14 protein-coding genes are annotated in these 16,487 nt (G+C 67.2%); all 14 read right to left on the bottom strand.

The window, feature by feature from the left end; all coding sequences use genetic code 11:
- Positions 1-75: 75 nt before the first annotated feature.
- Positions 76-999, bottom strand: a complete 924-nt coding sequence (locus GCN78_RS27715) for a diguanylate cyclase domain-containing protein (RefSeq protein ID WP_152254567.1) — start codon at positions 997-999, stop codon at positions 76-78.
- The gene (locus GCN78_RS27720; RefSeq protein WP_226939855.1) at positions 996-5,468 is read right to left on the bottom strand and encodes a PAS domain-containing protein; all 4,473 of its coding nucleotides are present in this window, start codon (positions 5,466-5,468) and stop codon (positions 996-998) included. The genes GCN78_RS27715 and GCN78_RS27720 overlap by 4 nt, the downstream gene beginning before the upstream one ends.
- Before the next feature lie 231 nt (positions 5,469-5,699).
- Positions 5,700-6,065, bottom strand: a complete 366-nt coding sequence (locus GCN78_RS27725; protein WP_226939856.1) for a NirD/YgiW/YdeI family stress tolerance protein — start codon at positions 6,063-6,065, stop codon at positions 5,700-5,702.
- Positions 6,066-6,092: 27 nt separating this feature from the next.
- Positions 6,093-6,665, bottom strand: a complete 573-nt coding sequence (locus GCN78_RS27730) for a prepilin-type N-terminal cleavage/methylation domain-containing protein (protein WP_152254568.1) — start codon at positions 6,663-6,665, stop codon at positions 6,093-6,095.
- Positions 6,666-6,741: 76 nt separating this feature from the next.
- Positions 6,742-7,464 carry a hypothetical protein gene (locus tag GCN78_RS27735; protein WP_152254569.1) on the bottom strand — a complete coding sequence of 241 codons (723 nt, stop codon included), beginning with the start codon at positions 7,462-7,464 and terminating at the stop codon, positions 6,742-6,744.
- The gene (locus GCN78_RS27740; RefSeq protein ID WP_226939857.1) at positions 7,464-8,231 is read right to left on the bottom strand and encodes an ABC transporter permease subunit; all 768 of its coding nucleotides are present in this window, start codon (positions 8,229-8,231) and stop codon (positions 7,464-7,466) included. The genes GCN78_RS27735 and GCN78_RS27740 overlap by 1 nt, the downstream gene beginning before the upstream one ends.
- Positions 8,232-8,236: 5 nt before the next feature.
- The gene (locus GCN78_RS27745; RefSeq protein WP_152254571.1) at positions 8,237-8,953 is read right to left on the bottom strand and encodes a type II secretion system protein; all 717 of its coding nucleotides are present in this window, start codon (positions 8,951-8,953) and stop codon (positions 8,237-8,239) included.
- Positions 8,950-9,684 (bottom strand): hypothetical protein, encoded by a 735-nt coding sequence (locus tag GCN78_RS27750; protein WP_152254572.1) that lies wholly within the window; start codon positions 9,682-9,684, stop codon positions 8,950-8,952. Before GCN78_RS27750 ends, GCN78_RS27745 begins: the two co-directional genes overlap by 4 nt.
- A complete protein-coding gene (locus GCN78_RS27755; RefSeq protein WP_152254573.1) occupies positions 9,681-10,112 on the bottom strand; it encodes a hypothetical protein in 432 nt (143 codons plus the stop codon). Before GCN78_RS27755 ends, GCN78_RS27750 begins: the two co-directional genes overlap by 4 nt.
- Entirely contained in the window at positions 10,109-10,807 is a 699-nt protein-coding gene (locus tag GCN78_RS27760; protein WP_226939858.1) for a hypothetical protein, read from the bottom strand. The genes GCN78_RS27755 and GCN78_RS27760 overlap by 4 nt, the downstream gene beginning before the upstream one ends.
- Complete coding sequence (locus GCN78_RS27765) at positions 10,804-12,366, bottom strand: hypothetical protein (RefSeq protein WP_152254574.1); 1,563 nt, start codon at positions 12,364-12,366, stop codon at positions 10,804-10,806. The genes GCN78_RS27760 and GCN78_RS27765 overlap by 4 nt, the downstream gene beginning before the upstream one ends.
- A gap of 7 nt (positions 12,367-12,373) precedes the next feature.
- Positions 12,374-13,579: a type II secretion system F family protein gene (locus tag GCN78_RS27770; RefSeq protein ID WP_152254575.1), complete on the bottom strand. Its 1,206-nt coding sequence runs from the start codon at positions 13,577-13,579 to the stop codon at positions 12,374-12,376.
- A complete protein-coding gene (locus GCN78_RS27775; protein ID WP_152254576.1) occupies positions 13,579-15,282 on the bottom strand; it encodes a GspE/PulE family protein in 1,704 nt (567 codons plus the stop codon). The genes GCN78_RS27770 and GCN78_RS27775 overlap by 1 nt, the downstream gene beginning before the upstream one ends.
- A gap of 7 nt (positions 15,283-15,289) precedes the next feature.
- The coding region (locus tag GCN78_RS27780) for a tetratricopeptide repeat protein (RefSeq protein WP_152254577.1) at positions 15,290-16,487 on the bottom strand (1,198 nt) is incomplete at its 5' end.

Here is a 16,487-nt window from a genome sequence, read left to right on the forward strand (position 1 = left end):
TCCCCTTCGTAGGTCGGCTTAGCCCGCAGGGCGTAAGCCGACATGGGGCTGGCGGAAGTCCCCTGGCGGCGGCGCTCACTCCCCGTCAGAGGCGCAATACCTGTCCCGCCCCGTATGCTTGGCGCGGTACAGCAGGGCGTCGGCGGCGCGGATCAGGGCGCTGGGGTCCATGCCTTCCGTGGGCATGACGCTGGCCATGCCCAGGCTGACGGTGACGTGCGGGCCGACGCTCGACCGGGCATGGGGAATGTCCAGTGCGCGCACCTCGTCGAGGATGCGCTGGGCCACCACTTCGGCGCCGTCGCGTGTTTCCTGCGGCAGCAGGATGATGAATTCCTCGCCGCCATAGCGCGCCAGCAGGTCGGGCGGACGCACGGCGCAGCGGCGCAGGGCGGCGCTCACCTGCTGCAGGCACAGGTCGCCTGCCTGGTGGCCATACGTGTCGTTGTAATCCTTGAAGTGGTCGATATCGGCCATGATGAGGGCCATCGGCACGCCATCGCGCGCGCAGCGCCGCCATTCGCTATCCATCGTCTCGTTGAAGCTGCGCCGGTTGGCCACGCCCGTCAGCGAGTCCGTCAGCGACAGTTCGCGCATGGCGTCGGCCTGCCGCTTGATGGTCAGCTGGCTGCGCACGCGGGCGCGCACGACGGCCGCGTTGAACGGTTTCGTGATGAAATCGACGGCGCCCGCTTCCAGCGCCCGCGTCTCGTCCTCGGGCTGGTTCAGGGCCGTGACGAAGATGACGGGAATGGCGTTCAGCAGGGCCGATTCGCGCAGCGCGTTGCAGACGGCATAGCCATCCATGCCGGGCATGACGGCGTCGAGCAGGATCAGGTCCGGCAGTTGATTATGCGCGATCTCCAGCGCCTTCGCACCGCTCAGGGCGAACAGCACGTCGTGTTCCTCGCGCAGCAGCTGGTGCAGGATCTGGATGTTTTCCATGGCGTCATCGACGATGAGGATGCGCCCGTTCATGGCAAGGTTGGTCCAGCTCACTTGTTTTCCTCTCGTTTCAGCTGATCGAGCACGAGTTCTTCCGCCTCGGCAAAATTCAGCGTTTCAATCGCATCCGCCATCGCCAGGGCCGCTTCCCGGTCCGCCTGTTGCAGGGCGGGGTGCAGGGCGTGGAATTGCGCCAGCGCTTTCAGGTTATTGTTGTGGATCAGGATGAGCAGCTCGGCCAGGCCGGCGCGCAGGTCGACCGGCACGCTGCCGGGCGCGGCCGCTGCCGCCTGCCCGCGCCGCAGGGGCGAGGGCAGGGTGCGCGCCGCGTCGATGACTTCGGCCATCGCGTGTTCCAGGCGGCCCAGCAAGGCGGCCGTGGCGTGCGATTGCCCCGTTTTCAGCGCTTTTTCCGTCTCGGCGGCCAGGCTGGCGACATGCGTGGCGCCCAGGTTGGCCGCCACGCCGCACACGCGGTGCAGCAACTGCGCCGCCTGCTGCGCCTGGCCTGCGGCCAGCAGGGCCCTGGTTTCCTCGACGGCGTCGCCTTGCGAGTTTTCAAAGCGCTTGAGCAGGGCCAGGAAGGCGCCGTAATCGCCGCCGAAGCGGTGCAGGGCCGCCGCCAGGTCGATGCCGGGCACCGTGGCCGGCAGGTCCAGCATTGGCGTGACGGCATCATCCGCCTGGCTGGCGCCGCCACCGCCGCCCGGGGTCGCCGGCACCAGCCGGGTCAGGGTCTGGATCATCTCGTCGACATCGATGGGCTTGGCCACATGCGCATTCATGCCGCTGGCGATGGCGCGCAGGCGGTCTTCGTCCATGGCGTTGGCCGTCATGGCGATGATGGGCAGATCCCCCAAACCCAGGGCGCGGATGGCGAGCGTGGCGTCATAGCCATTCATGACGGGCATCTGCAAATCCATCAGCACCACGTCCCAGGCATCCGGCGTGTTGGTGAGCAAGTCGACGGCCAGCTTGCCGTTGGCGGCCAGGGCCACGCGCGCGCCCGAGTGCAGCAAAATGTACTGCGCCACTTCCTGGTTGATTTCATTGTCTTCCACCAGCAGCACGCGCATGCCGCTGAGCAAACCCGACAAGGGCGTGGAAACGGGTAGCGCGGAAGGCGTGCCGCGGCCCTCGCGCACGGCCGTCACGGCCGCCAGCAGGCGCGCCGGGGTGGCCGGTTTCGAAACGATGCCGGCCAGCATCAGACTGTCGGCCAGGCGTTCGAGGTTTTCGCTATCCTGGTCGGCCACCAGCATGATCACGGGCGGCAGCGCCAGCGGCGCGTCGGCGCGCGCCTCGGTGAGCATGGAAATGCCATCCATGCCGGGCATGGCCGCGTCCAGCAAGACGATGTCCGCCGCCGGCCCGCCGCTGGCGTGGGCGCGCAGCAGGGCCAGGCCGGCCGCGCCGCTATCGGCACTGCGGCTGTGCCAACCCTGCGCCGCGCACCAGTCTTCCAGCATGGCGCGCACGCTGGCATTGTCGTCGATGATCAGCAGCGACAGCTCCCTGGGCGCGCTTCGGCCGGGCGGCTCGGACGGCGGCATGACCTTCTCGAAGCGGCAGCTGAAGCGGAAATCGGAACCCTGGCCCAGCGCGCTGGTGACGCTGAGGGCGCCCCCCATCAATTCCACCATGCGCCGGCAGATGGCCAGCCCCAGTCCCGTGCCGCCGTACTTGCGGCTGGTGCTGGTGTCGCCCTGGGAAAACGCGTCGAAGATGTGTTCCTGCTCGGCCGCGCCGATGCCGATGCCCGTGTCGCGCACGGAAAACTCCAGCGTGACGCCGGTCGCATCCTCGGCCACCTTGTTGATGGACAGCACCACTTCGCCGTATGAGGTGAACTTGACGGCGTTGCCCACCAGGTTGATGAGGATCTGTTCCACGCGCAGGGCGTCGCCGATCAGTTCGTCCGGCACGCCGGGGTCGAGCACGAACACGGGTTCCACGCCGCGCGCCCACGCGCTGCTGGCCAGCAAGACGCCTACGCTGTCGAGCATGCGTTCGAGTTGGAAGCGGCGCTGTTCCAGCACCATCTGGCCCGCCTCGATCTTGGAGAAATCGAGCACATCGTTGACGATATTGAGCAGCGATTGCGTGGCCATCTGGATCTTGCCGACATAGCTGCGCTCGCGCCGTTCCAGCGGCGACTCTTCCAGCAGGCGCGCCAGGCCGATGATGGCGTTCATCGGCGTGCGGATTTCATGGCTCATGTTGGCGACGAATTCGCTCTTCGCGATGCTGGCCGCCTCGGCCTTGTCGCGCGCGCGCACCATCTGCTCGTTGAGTTCATGCAGACGCAATTCCGTGCGCTTGAGCTCGGACACATCCGAGGCCAGCACGAAGAAGCCGCGCACGCCGCCGCCATCGTCGATATCGGGGATGTAATTGGTCCACGTGTGGCACACCTGGCCGGCGGGATCGAGCAGGTCGCGCTCGAAGCTTTGCGGCCGGCCCGCCAGCACGCCTTCCACGTGGGGCGCATACACGTCGAACAGTTCCTGCCCCAGCAATTCGCACATGTGGATGCCGGCCAGTTCGGCGCTGCTGCGGCCAAACCATTCGTTATAGAAATTATTTGCGAAGCGGCAACGCAAATCGGCGCCCCAGTACGACACCATGCCGGGCAGGTTGTCGGTGACGGTGCGGATGAAGCGTTCGCTCTGTTCCAGGCGCAAGGTGGTGGCGTGCAGCACCTCGGTGGCGCGCTTGCGTTCCGTGATGTCGATCGACACCCCCAGCACGTGGCTGGGGCGCCCCGCATCGTCGCGCAAGACCACCTTGCGCGTGGTGAAGTGGCGCGTGGTGCCGTCGGCCGTGTTGATCGCCTCCTGTTCGATTTCCACCATCTGCCCCGTGGCCAGCAGCTTGCGGTCGGCGCTGACGAAGGCCGACGCTTGCTGCGGCGGGAAGAAATCGTGGTCGGTCTTGCCCAGCAATTGCTCGCGCGAGCGTCCCAGGGTCAGTTCCGCGTGGCGGTTGATCATTTCAAAGCTCAGCTTGTCGGCGCGCTTGACGAAGACCATGGCCGGGATGTTTTCGATGATGGTGCCAAACAGGTGCTTCGAGCGGCGAAATTCCGCTTCGCTGCGCTTGCGCTCGCTAATGTCCAGCCACAGGCCCGATACGCCCAGCAACTCCCGTTCCGGGCCGAAAATCGGGTGGTACGAAACGATCCAGTGACTCAATTGCTCGCGCTGCTGGCCGCTATGGCCCTGCAATTCGATGTCGACGATGGGCTGACCCGTCTCGATCACCTGGCGCACGCGGCGCTCCACGTCCGCCCGCACGGCGGCGTCGAACAGCATGGCGCCCACGGGACGGCCCAGGTGCTGCGCCACGCTGGCACCGTTGATGGCGGCCAGGTAGTGGTTGATCATGACGATGCGCAAGTCCAGGTCGACGAACAGCATGCCGATCGGCGCCGTCGCATACACGGTTTCCAGCAGGCGCGTGGATTTTTCCAGGGCCAGCGTGCGTTCGGCCACCAGGCTTTCGAGCTGCGTGCGGTGGCGCCGCAAGTCGCGTTCCAGCGCGCCCAGGGCGCTGGCCATGTCGGCCGATTCGCGGTCCGCGTGCCTGTTCGAGCGCAGCGGTTTGCCTTGCGCCAGCGCGTGGATCTGCTGCGTCAGTTCCTGCAGGGTGCTGGCCAGGCGGCCGCCCACGCGCCAGGCCAGGGCAAAGCCTGCGCCCAGCAGCAGCGCCAGGATGAGGGACGCCGTGACCACGGAGCGCAGCAGGGCTTGCGCCACCGTGCTGCTGCGCATGGTGACGGCCACCGTCCAGGCGGCGTCCGGGGCGCGGCGAAAGCCCGTATACACGTCGATGCCTTCCAGGGTGGCATGGCGCAGCACGCCTTCGCGTGCATGGCGTATCTGTTCGAGCAGCGGCGCCGCGCTGCGCTGGCCCACATAGCGCTGCGGCGCCACCGTGCGCGCCACGTTGATGCCGTCGGCATTGATGAGGACCGCGTCCAGGTAGGCCGGCAGGCGCAGCTCGCGCAGCAGCACGGACAGGTAATCGGGCGGGTACAGGGCCGTCAGCACATAGGCGGGACCTTGGTCACGCGGCAAGGGTTGGTTCAGGGCCAGCCGCGGCACGTCGTCCGGCGCCATGAGCAGACTGGTCAGCCGCACCTTGCCGTAGTCGCGCGTGCGTTCCATGCTGGCGGCCCATTTTTGCGGCAGCGGAGGCGGCGCCTGGCCGACGGGCAGTGTCGTATTGATCAGTTGGCGGCCCTTGGCGTCGGAAACGATGAAACCACTGACGGCCAGGCCCGGCTGCAGCAGGCTGCCGGCCAGGGTCCGCAGGGTGCCGATGTCGTCCGTTTGCAGGGCGGGCGAGGCGGCCAGGACGCGTGCGGCCATCCGGGCGCCGCTCAGGTCGCGTTCGACGGCGGCGGCGACCGCCAGCGCCGCCTGCGCCGTCTCGCTGACGACATGGTCGCGTTCGCGCGTGTAGCTTTGCGCCACGAGCAAGAGAAACACGAGCGCCGTCGGCATGACCCAGGCGAGCACCAGCCATGAAATTCTTGAGCGTATCGAAGGCAAATCTTGCACCCGGAAAGCTCCCAGAATGGATGAGTCGACAGGCTGGCTCACGCTGGCGCTGGCTGACCCTGAATGAAAAGATGCTAGACGAAATTGATTGTTCTGACAAGCCTAGTTTCCGTGATGGAAAAAAGCTTGCGCAAGGCATACAGAGGAGGGGGTATCCCTCCCGCCATGGCGGCGGGAGGGCGGCGATGCTTATTGCACCACGGTCAGCACGTCGACATCGATTTCCGGGCTTTCCATGAAATCTTTTTCCACTTCGCCACGGATTTCCACCTGGGTCCTGGCGTCGATCTTGCGGTTCATGAAGACCTTGTCGTCGATGTCCACGCGGATTTCCGCCGTACCGTCGGAGAACGTGTATTTTTCCTTGCCGACCTTGCGCAACAAATGGCCGCGCAGCACGACGGCCTGGTCGTCGACGGGATTTTTCAGGATGGCGGCCACGTTGCCGGGCGCGGTCGGGCCGGCCGTCGGTCCCATGTACTGGGCTTGCGCGCCGCCGGCCAGCAAGGCGCTGGCGGCGGCCATGGAAACGATGAGTTTGCGGTGCATTGACATGGTATTCCTTTGATAGTGACTGGCGTGTCAGAAGAAAACGGCGGTGCGGGGGATGATAGCACCGGTATTGCCATAGGGCATGTTCGCCCGGACGCTGCCCGTGCTGGCCACGCCATCGTCGAGTTTGCTGTCTATCTGTTCCGCGTAACTCTCGGGCAGATTGTCGAAACGGATGCCGTTGCCGGCGCGCCCGCCCACTTCATCGTTGTACAAGTAGACGGCGCCGCCCTGGGCGCTGGTCATGAATTGCGAGGTGCCGTTGTAGGAGCCGGTAATGAAACCGCCCAGCGCCAGGTGCTGCGGCGCCAGCGTGAATTCGCGCGGCTGGCCGTCGCCGATCTGGCCGTCGCCATTGCCGTTTCCGGCCGAGTTCGGCACGTGCGTGGTGCCCTGGATATCGTCGCCGGGCAGGGCGCGGAACTTGTCCTGGTAGGCGTTGACGGCGGCCGTCAGCGCATTCGACTGCTGGATGATGTTTTTCACCTTGGCGCTGTCGATCAAGCTTTGTCCCTTGAGCACGCCACCGAGCAGCAGGCCGATGATGACCAGGACGATGGCGATTTCTACGAGCGTAAAGCCTTGCTGGCGGCGTGGGAGCATGGGGTTTCCTTGAAAAAAAGTGCGACAACTTGGAATGGCAGTTTACTGCATTTGATGCCGGGCGCGCATGGCAGGATCATGGTGCGGCCTTTGCTTTCTTCTTGGCAAGTTCGTCGAGCCGGCGCGCGAGGAAAGCCAGCTCGTGTGGATCGCTGATCTGGCCGCTGGCGATCAGGCCGCCGATCACCACGCGGGCGCTGTCGAGCTGGTCCATGTCTTCCAGGATGAACGCTTCCATCTCGCGCACCCACGGCGGTACCTGCGGTCCCGTCGCCAGGTGGCGCAGCGCGCGCGCATACGACAGGGCCAGTGGCAGGTCGCGCAGCTGGTGCTTCGCCACGAGCACCGCCTGGGCCATGGCGGGCCAGCGGCGCTGCGGGTCGGCCGCGAAGCTGGCGGCGACAAAGGCCAGCATGCGCCGCGCGCGTTGCGGGTCGGCCACGCCGGCGTAGATTTCGCTGGCGGCCATCAGCGAGTAGTTGCTGCGCGGATCGAGCGTTTGCGCCGTCTCCAGCCAGCCGGCCAGGCGGTCATAGTCGAGTTCGCGCCACGGCAGGTTGACGCCGGGCTGATCCTCGAACGACTGCAGGTACAGCAGCATGGCCTTGGCCATGGCCAGCGGCTCGCCCAGGCTGGCCAGGCGCGCCACGTCGGCCGGCGGCGCGGCGGGCAGCGGCCGTGCCTGTGCCGGAGCGTGTTGCTGCGCCAGGCGCCAGCCCAGCTGCAGCAGCAGGCATGCGGCCAGCAGCCAGCACAGGGGGCGCGGCACGCTGCTCCAGGGGCGCTGGGCGGCGGCCATCAGATGTTCCTGCGGTAAAAGTCGCACAGCGCGCAGCTGGCCAGCAAGGCCACATAGATGGCCGTTTGCGCCGCCACCCCTGCCAGGGCTTGCCAGTCGCCGGTGGCGTACAGCAGCCAGTCCGTGCGCGCAAAGGCATCGAGGCGTGGCAGCAGCAGGGCCAGCACGTCGATGGCGCCGGCCGTGGCCCGCTGCGCCAGCGAGTCGCCCGCCTGCGGTCCGTGCGCCAGCAGTTGCAGGCTGCCCAGCATGCGCGCCAGCACATAGAAGCCGCCGCTGGCGGCCAGCGCCGGCAGGGCTTGTTGCAGGCTGGCCGCGCACAGCAGGCTGAACGCGGCGACGATCCACAATTCGCCGAGCAGCGACAGCGCCCACAGCGCGCTGTGCGCGGGCGCGGCGAACAGCGCCATCAAGAGACCGAACAGCAAGGCGGGTACGGCCGCCAGCACCGCATAGCCCAGCAGTTTGCCCAGCAGATAGGCGGCGCGCGGCATCGGCAGTGCCAGCAGCAGTTCCAGCCCCCGCTCGGCCGCTTCGCGCGCCATGCTGGTGATGATGAAGGTGGACAGCAGGAAGACGCCGGCCAGGCGCAGGGTGGCCGCCAGCAGCGCCGCCTGCACGGCGCCGCTTTCCGTCAGCGCCAGTTGCTGCAGGAAGCCGGCCAGCGCGGCGGCACCGCAGGCGGCCAGCAAAAATAGCCACAGCAGGCGGCTGCGCAGCGCTTCGAGCAGCGTGTAGCGGGCGATGGTGAGGGCGGGAAAGAACATGGGCATCAGCGCGGCAGCCTTTGCGCCGCCACCATGCGGTTGAACAGAATGTTCGGCGACAGCCAGACGACGAGGTCGTCGAACTCGCCGCCCGGTTGCTGCGGCCCGCTGGCGGCGCGGCTGATGAAAGCGGTGGCGTTCGAGGCATTGTTGCGCTCATCGACATTGTTGCCGAAAGGCACAGCCTGGCGCTGGCCCTGCACGCTCGTGGCGCCGAAACCGTTCTTGCCGTGCGACATGATCATGGCGGGGATGTCGCTCAATGCCGTCGCCTGCAGCAGCGCGCCGCCCTGGCGCGTGACGACGCTGATGTCGCGCGGCGTGCCCAGGTTGAACTGCTGGCCGCTGTCGCTGAAGGCCGGCGTCACGCTGTAGCGGAACAGATTGTTCCAGCTGTCGCCCTGGCGCAGCCCCAGGGTGGCCCACGGCAGGAAGCCGGCGCGTTTTTCGCCCGTGCAGCGCGTGCCGCGCCGGTCTTCCAGGCCGCTCAGGGCGGAGATGGCGGGACACGGCAGGTAGCCGTAGCGCAGCGCGTAGCCCGTCAGCGCTTCCTTCGCTTCATTGAGCGCCTGTTGCGTCTCGGCCACCTTGCGCTGCTCCAGCTGCACCGTCAAGGGCGTGACCAGGCCGCCTATCATCAGGCCGACGATGACGAGCACGATGGCGGTCTCGATCAGGGAAAAGCCCCCCTGGCGGCGCGAAGGGGGCGGGCGGGGGCTCATGGCAGGTTGCGCGCGGCGCGCATGCGTTGGTACAGGGTGGGCAAGGTAATCCAGGTCAGCATGTCGTCAAAGGTGCCGCCCGGCAGCGCGGCATTGTCGGTGGCGGGGCGGGCAATGAAACTGCGGCTGGCGCGGTCGTTCGTCGCTTCGTCGAGATTACCGCGTGCCGTATTGATCTGCGTCACGCCGCTGGCGGCCGTGCCGTAATGCTCCTTGCCTTGCGAGAACAGCACGACCGGCAGGCACTGGGCGCTGACGTCGCACTGGTCCTGGCCCGCCACGTAGGCGTAGTCGCCGCGGCCGTCGCGCGTGAGGACGACCCGGTCGGCGACGGCGGAAAACGAGACGATGGGGGCGCGCGCCATTTCCGGCGTGACGCTGTAGCGCAGCAGCTTGCCCCACGCATCGACGCCGTCCACGCCCAGCGCCACCCACGGCAGGAAGCCGCTGCAGGCGGCGGCGTCGGCGCAGTCGGCGGCCCGTTCGCGCCCGTCGAGGGCGGAGGCGGCCGGACGGGGCAAGCGCCCTTGCGTGACGGCAAAGCCCAGCAAGGCTTCGCGCGCCTGCGCCAGGGTGGCCAGGGTGCGCTGCTGGCGTTCGGCCTCGCCCGACTGGCGGCCGAAGGCGCTGATCAGCAGGCTGGCGGTGCCCAGGCCCAGCACGGCCACCAGCAGCAACAGGGCGGCGCCGCGCTGGCGATGAGGTCGCCAATGAGCTTGCCGTGGCGTCATGGCGGCGCCTCCTGCGCTTCGCTGACCGTGCCGCTGGCCGGGTCGTAGCGCTGGCCAGGTTTCAGCAGCACCACCTGGCCGTTCGACAGGCGCAGGGTCAAGGTGCCGGGTTTGCCACTGGCAAGGCGGTTGTGCGGCTCGTTCTGTACTTCCTGGTTCAACCAGACGGTGGAGCGGCCGCTGCTGCGCTGTACCACGCCATTCAATTCCACGGGCGGGGCGGGCGGCGGCGGTGGCGGCGGCGGCGCTGGCGCGGCCATGGCAGGATCGGGCGCCGGCGGCCCGTAGCGTTGCGCGTCGAGCTGGGCGCGCTGTTCGGGCGACAGGAACAGTCGCCCCAGCTGCGGGGACTGGGCGCGGGCCGTCAGCGCGGCGCCGGCCAGCAGCACGCACAGGATGAGGGGGCGCAGGACGACGGTGTCGCTCATGGCCGCCCCGGCACGGGTACGCTGTTGACGGTCAGCCACAGCAGCTCGCATTCGGCGCCCAGGGCGGGCGCCGTGGCACCCGTGGCGTTCGCGTTGCCTGCGCCGGCCGCGGCCGCTCCATGGCGCTTGAGCGTGCAAGCCTGCACGGCGAAATAGCCGGCCTGGCGCAAATCGTCAAACAGGTTCAGCAAGTCCATCTCGTGCAGCAAATCCATCTGCAGGCGCATGCGGCTGCCGCGCAGGTGATATTGCCCCATCACCATGGGCAATGGCACTGGCAGCGCTTGCTGCGGACTGATGTCGTAGCTGATCGGCAGCAGTTTGCGCTGTTCCTGGCTGCGACGGATGGCGTCGATCCAGGCCAGGCGGTTTTCCTCGCCGATCAGGCCGCGCTGGCGCAGGGCCAGGAATTGCGGCTCGTAGGCGCGGATTTCCTGCTTTTCCGCTTCCGCGTGGTTGAACAGGGTGGCCGCCGCCGTGCGCGTGTGCTGGGCCAGGTACAACCGTTGCGCTTCGCGCATGCGATAGGCGGCGCTCAGACTGAGCAGCAGCACGCTGGCCAGCAAGGTCAGCGCAAAACACAGCAGGGCGGCGCGCACCAGGTGCAGTTCGCCCAGCCAGGCGGGCAGGGTGCGCGCGGGCGTGCCTGCCCGCTGCATGCCGGGCAGGGGCGGCTGCTTGACGGGGCCGCTCATGGTTGCCACTCCAGCAAGAGGGTGAAGCGGGCCTGGCTGTCTGGCGCCGGCGCGGCGCTCTTGCCGGACAGGGCCGCGCTGGGGCGCAAGTCGAGCGGCGTTTCCTCGATCATCACCTGCATGCCCGGCTGGCGTGCCAGGGTGTGCGCAAAGGCCGTGACGGCGGCCAGCGCGGCGCGGTAATCATTGTTCGGCATGGCCACGTCCGCTTCCAGGCGCAGCGCCTGCGGCGGCGCGACCGGGATGCCGGCCAGGGCGCTGCGCGGCGGCGCACTCGCATCCTGTTGCGGCCCTGGCTGGCCACCGGCCGCGCGCGCGGGCGCCCGGCCCGCATGCCATTGCAGCTGGCCGAGCGCGACCTGCGGCGCCTGGTCCAGCGCGGCGCTCAGCATGCCCAGCAGGCGGCCCGGTTCCGGCGCCTGGCTGGCGATCATCTGGCCCAGGGTCACGGCCACCTTCATGTTCTGCGTCTTGGCCGGCGCCGGCGGCTGCGTCGACATGACACTGCGGTAGCGCTCCTGGTAGGACGCCGTTTCCTGCGCCAGGCGCTGCGTCGCGGCCCCGTCGGTGATGCCGCTGAGCAAATTAATCACGCACCACAGGGCGGCCGACGCGCCGATCAGCGCGCTGGCGCCATACAGCGCCTTGCGCGCGCGCTGGAAGTGGTAATAGCGCGCCAGCGCGCCGGGCGGATAGTGGCTGGGCGGCGGATGCTTGCCCAGCAAGGTCAGCAGCAATTCGTCGGCCAGCGCCGGCGTCTGGCGCAAGCCCACCCGTTTGCCGGCCAGTTGCAGGTCGATGAAGTGGTAAGCCACTTCGACACCGTTGTCGCACAGCAGTTCGAGCTTGGCGATCTGCGCCGCCGGCGCCAGGATGACGGTGTTGAGGACGTCGCCGCGCGCCAGCATGCGCGTGCTGGTGAGAAATTGCCGTGTCTTTTCCGTTTCCAGCGCGATATTCACTGCCACGCCGTCGAGTGCGATGGTGGCCGTCTGGCGCGAAAAGCGCAGCTGCCCTTTTTCATAATAACTTTGCCGCAAGCCGCCCGATTGCTGCGTCACCAGCAGCAGGTGTTCGTGCGCGATCGACAGCTTCTTGACCAGCGCGATACTGAGCAGGCTGGTCGAATAGATGCCGGCCACGGGCACGCGCAAGTGCTCGAGCGCCTCCGTCCACGGCTGCAGCAAGCCGGGGTTGGTCAGGGCGAAAAACAGCACCTGGTCATCGTGGCGGCCCGTGCTGTCGCGGCCCAGCAGGGTGCTGCCCCGATAGGGCGTGTCGCGGTGCAATTGCTGCTTGCGCCGCTCCAGCAAGGCACGGCCCGCCTTGCCGCGCACGTGGGGCAGCAGCTGGCGCTGGAAATCTTCCTCGATCAAGTCCGTCAGCAGATAGGCGGGCACATTGAGCCGCTGTGCCTGCGGATCTTCCAGCCACGCGGCGAAGCCGTCCAGCCCGGCCGCGCTGGCGGGGAAAGCCTGGCCGGCACCCAGCACGCCGTGGTCCCAGTCGTAGGCGCACAGGGTGTCGCTGGTGATGTAGAGCAGTTGTTTGCGGAACACGGCGGCCTCAGGTTTTGATGGTGCTGATGGTGTCGTAAATCGGCCCCAGCACCGACAGCATGATCCAGCCCAGCAGCAAGCCCAGGATGACCGTCATGGCCGGTTCGATCATGGCTTGCACTTTTTCAATCAATTCCTTCACTTCGCGGTTGTAAAAGTAACTGACATTGCGCAAGGCCGTGTCCAGCGAACCCGTCGCTTCGCCCACCTTCAGCATGCGGATCACCAGCGGCGGGAAGATGCCCGTGTGCTGGAAGGCGGCGGTGACGCCGTAGCCCTCGCTGATCAGCTGGGCGGCGCGGCGCAGGCCGGCCGCCACCACCTGGTTGCCGGCGATGCCTTCGGACAGGCGGATGCATTCGAGTATCGTGATGCCGGAGGCATACATCAGGGCAAAGAACGTGGCGAAGCGCGCCAGGATGATCTTGTGCAGCACGGGGCCGACCAGCCACAGGCGCAGTTTCAAGCCATCCCACGCATGGCGGGCCGCCTCGCTGCGGCCGATGAGCGCGCGCCCGCCGAAATACAGCAGCACGGGCAGGGCCAGCAGCAGATACCAGTAATCGATGAAGACATTCGACACGGCAATGAGCACGCGCGTGTGCAGCGGCAGCTCGCCGCCCATGTTGCGGATGAACGCCGTCAGCTGGGGCACGAGGTAGATCATCAGGAAGAACGTCACGGCCGCCACGACGATGGCCACGATGACGGGGTACATGATGATCTTGCGCGTCTGCGAGGCCAGCTCGTCCTGCCACTTCAGGCTTTCCGACAGGTTCTTGAACACCTCGGCGATCTTGCCGCTCTGTTCGCCCGCGAGGATCAGGCTGGTGAACGTGGCGTCGAAGATGTCGCCATGCTGGGCCAGCGCGCCCGACAGGGGCAAGCCGCCCTCGATGCTTTCGATCAAGTCCGTGACGACTTCGCGCAGGCGCGGGTGGTCCGTGCTTTCGCGCAAGTCGTTCAAGCCTTCCAGGATGGGCACGCCGGCCCCCGTCAATTGCTCCATGTGGAAGCAGAAATTGATCAGGTCGCGGCGGTGGATGATCCGCTTGCCCAGCAGCACCAGATACTGGCCCGTGATCTTGCAATCGATCAGGTCGAGCTGCATGCGGTGCAGGCGCGCTTCCAGGTCCGGCACGTTGGCCGCCTCCATGCTGCCGGGAATCAGGGCGCCGGCCGCATCCATGGCACGGTAGACATATTGCGGCATCAGTGCAGCCTTTCCGTCAGGTCGACGACGCGGCCCACTTCTTCCAGCGTGGTCACGCCTTCCAGCACGCGGCGCATGCCGTCGTCGATGATGCCTTTGAAGCCGGCCGCGCGCGCCGCGTTCTTCAATTCGCGGCCACTGGCGCGGCGCGCCGTCAATTCATCGAGTTCGGCCGTCATCTTGAGGATTTCCATGATGGCCAGGCGGCCCTTGTAGCCCTGGTGCGCGCAGCGCTCGCAGCCGACGGCGCGGCAGATGGACACGGGCGCCTCGTCGGCTGCCAGGCCCAGCAGGCGCCGCTCGACGTCGTCGGCGATCACCGTTTCCTTGCAATGCGGACACAGCCGGCGCACCAGGCGTTGCGCCACGATGCCGATGATGTTGCCGGCCATGATGTCGGGCAGGATGCCGATGTCGAGCAGGCGCGAGATGGAGCCGATGGACGAGTTCGTATGCAGCGTCGAATACACCTGGTGGCCCGTCATGGCGGCGGCAAATGCCATTTCCGCCGTTTCGCGGTCGCGGATCTCGCCCACGAGGATGATGTCCGGGTCTTGCCGCATCATCGAGCGGATGCCGTCGGCAAAGCCCAGCTTGACCGATTCGTTGACGGAGGTCTGGCGTATCATGTTCATCGGATACTCGACCGGGTCTTCCAGCGTCATGATGTTGACGCTTTCCGTATTGATATGGTTGATGATCGAGTACAGGGTGGTGGTCTTGCCGCTGCCCGTCGGGCCCGTCACGAGGATCACGCCGTCGGGGCGCGCGATCATGAGTTTCAACAAGTTCAATTCCGCTTCGGCCAGGCCCAGGGCATCCAGCGGGACGATGCCTTTCTGGCGGTCCAGCACGCGCAGCACGAAGTTTTCGCCATGCGTGGTGGGCTGCGCCGACGCGCGGAAATCGATTTGCCGCCCGGAAAACTTGATGCTGATGCGTCCATCCTGCGGCGCGCGCGCCTCGGCGATATTCATGTTCGACATCACCTTCAGGCGCACGGCCATGGCCGGCCAGTACGATTTGTGCAGGCTGCGGATCTGCCGCAGGATGCCGTCAATGCGGTAGCGGATGCGCAGGAACGACTGTTCCGGCTCGAAATGGATGTCCGAGGCGCCGTTTTGCACGGCATCGGCCAGCAGCGCGTCGATCAGGCGCACCATGGGCTGGCTGTATTCGTCCGAGGGCGAAGCCATGCTTTGATAGCTGACCTCGCCCGTTTCGATTTCGTGCAGGATGCCGTCGATCGACAATTCAAAACCATAGTACTGGTCGATGGCGCGCGAAATGTCCGATTCGTTGACGAGCACGGTGGAAATCGTGATGCCCTTGACCAGCATGGCGCTGATCTGGTCGAGCGCGACGATGTTGCTCGTGTCGGCCATGGCCAGGATCAGATTGTCCGCCTGCCGTTCATACACGATGGGAAAGACGCGGTAGCGCTTGGCCACGTCCTTCGGGATCAGTTTCAGGGCGATGGCGTCGACCACCAGGCTCGACAAGTCTGCGCTGACCTGTTTCAGGTTTTCGCTGAGCGCCTCGCGCACGGTTGCTTCCGTGACGAAACCCAGGGTGATCAGCAGCTTGCCCAGCGGTTCGCTGCTGCGCCGTTGCTCGATCAGGGCGATGCGCAGCTGGTCTTCGCTGATCACGCCTTTCTGGATCAACAGCTTGCCGAGCGGAAGTTTTGCCTGTTCTGCCATGCGATGCTTATTCCTGACGGGGTGGGATGGTGGCCGGCTCGGCCGTGGCCGCACCTGCCGTGGGCACGGGGACCGCCAGTTCGCGCAAGCGCGTTTGCACGACGGCCTGGTCGAAGGCGGCGGGCGTCGTTTGCGCCAGGGTCAAGGCGCGCTGGTAATACGTGGCGGCCAGCCGGGGCTGGTTCAGCCGGTCCAGGCCGACGGCCAGGTTGAAGGCGTAGTCGGGATTGCCGGGCGCGGCACCGTAGGCGCGGAAAAATTGCTGCTGCGCTTCGTTCCAGCGGCGCTGCTTGGCGTACACATTGCCCAGCGCAAACAGCACGGGGCCGCTGTCGGGGTTGCGCGCCAGGATGGCTTTCAATTTTGCCTCGGACTGCGCCACGTCGCCCTGGCGCAGTCCGATCAAACCAGCCAGCGCCTCGCCATCGTCGGGATTGATTTCCAGCAAACGCACGTACAGGGCCGCCGCCTGCGCGCCCTGGTTCTCGCGCAGGGCCACGGCCGCCAGGCCCAGCAGCGCGTCACGGTTATTCGCATCCTGCCGCAGCACCGTTTCATATTCTTGACGAGCAAGGCCCAGCTGGCCGCCGTTGAAGGCTTGATAGGCTTGCTGCACGCCGGGGGGGATTTGCGGCGCCGTATCGTTGCGCAGCACCTGGATCTGGCTATTGTCGGGCGCGGCCACGGGCGGCAGGCTGGCGGGGGCTGGCGCGGGCGGCGCCAGGTGCGCCAGCTGGGCGGCCACGGCCGCTTGCGCCGCGGCCTGGATCATGGCTTGCTGGTCCTGTGCCGTCGCCGGCTGGCGCGCGTCGCGCGGATAGTCGGGCGGCAGCGCGGCGGGCGTCATGGCCTCCGGCGGCACCGCACCTGTGGCGGGTTCCACCAGGATGGGGCCGGCAACGCCGGCCGTGCCCGGGGCATCCGTCAGCGGCATGGGCACGCCGGGCAGGTTGGCACCCGCACCGGGGCTGGTGCTGGCGCGCCAGTACCAATACGCCATGGAACCTGCCACCACCAGCAATATCGCCAGCAGCACGGCCAGGCGCAGGGTGGCCGGGTCGACGCTGATGGGCCCCGTGGGGCCTTTCGGCGGCGGATTGCTGCGGCTGGCGCGTGGCCGGGCGGGCGGCGGTTCGGGGCGCGCGCGTGGCGGCTCGGGAGGCGGGCCAGGCTGCGCGCCTTGCTGTCCGCCCGGCTGTGGATCT

The organism is Janthinobacterium rivuli, from assembly GCF_009208735.1.
GTDB lineage: Bacteria > Pseudomonadota > Gammaproteobacteria > Burkholderiales > Burkholderiaceae_D > Janthinobacterium.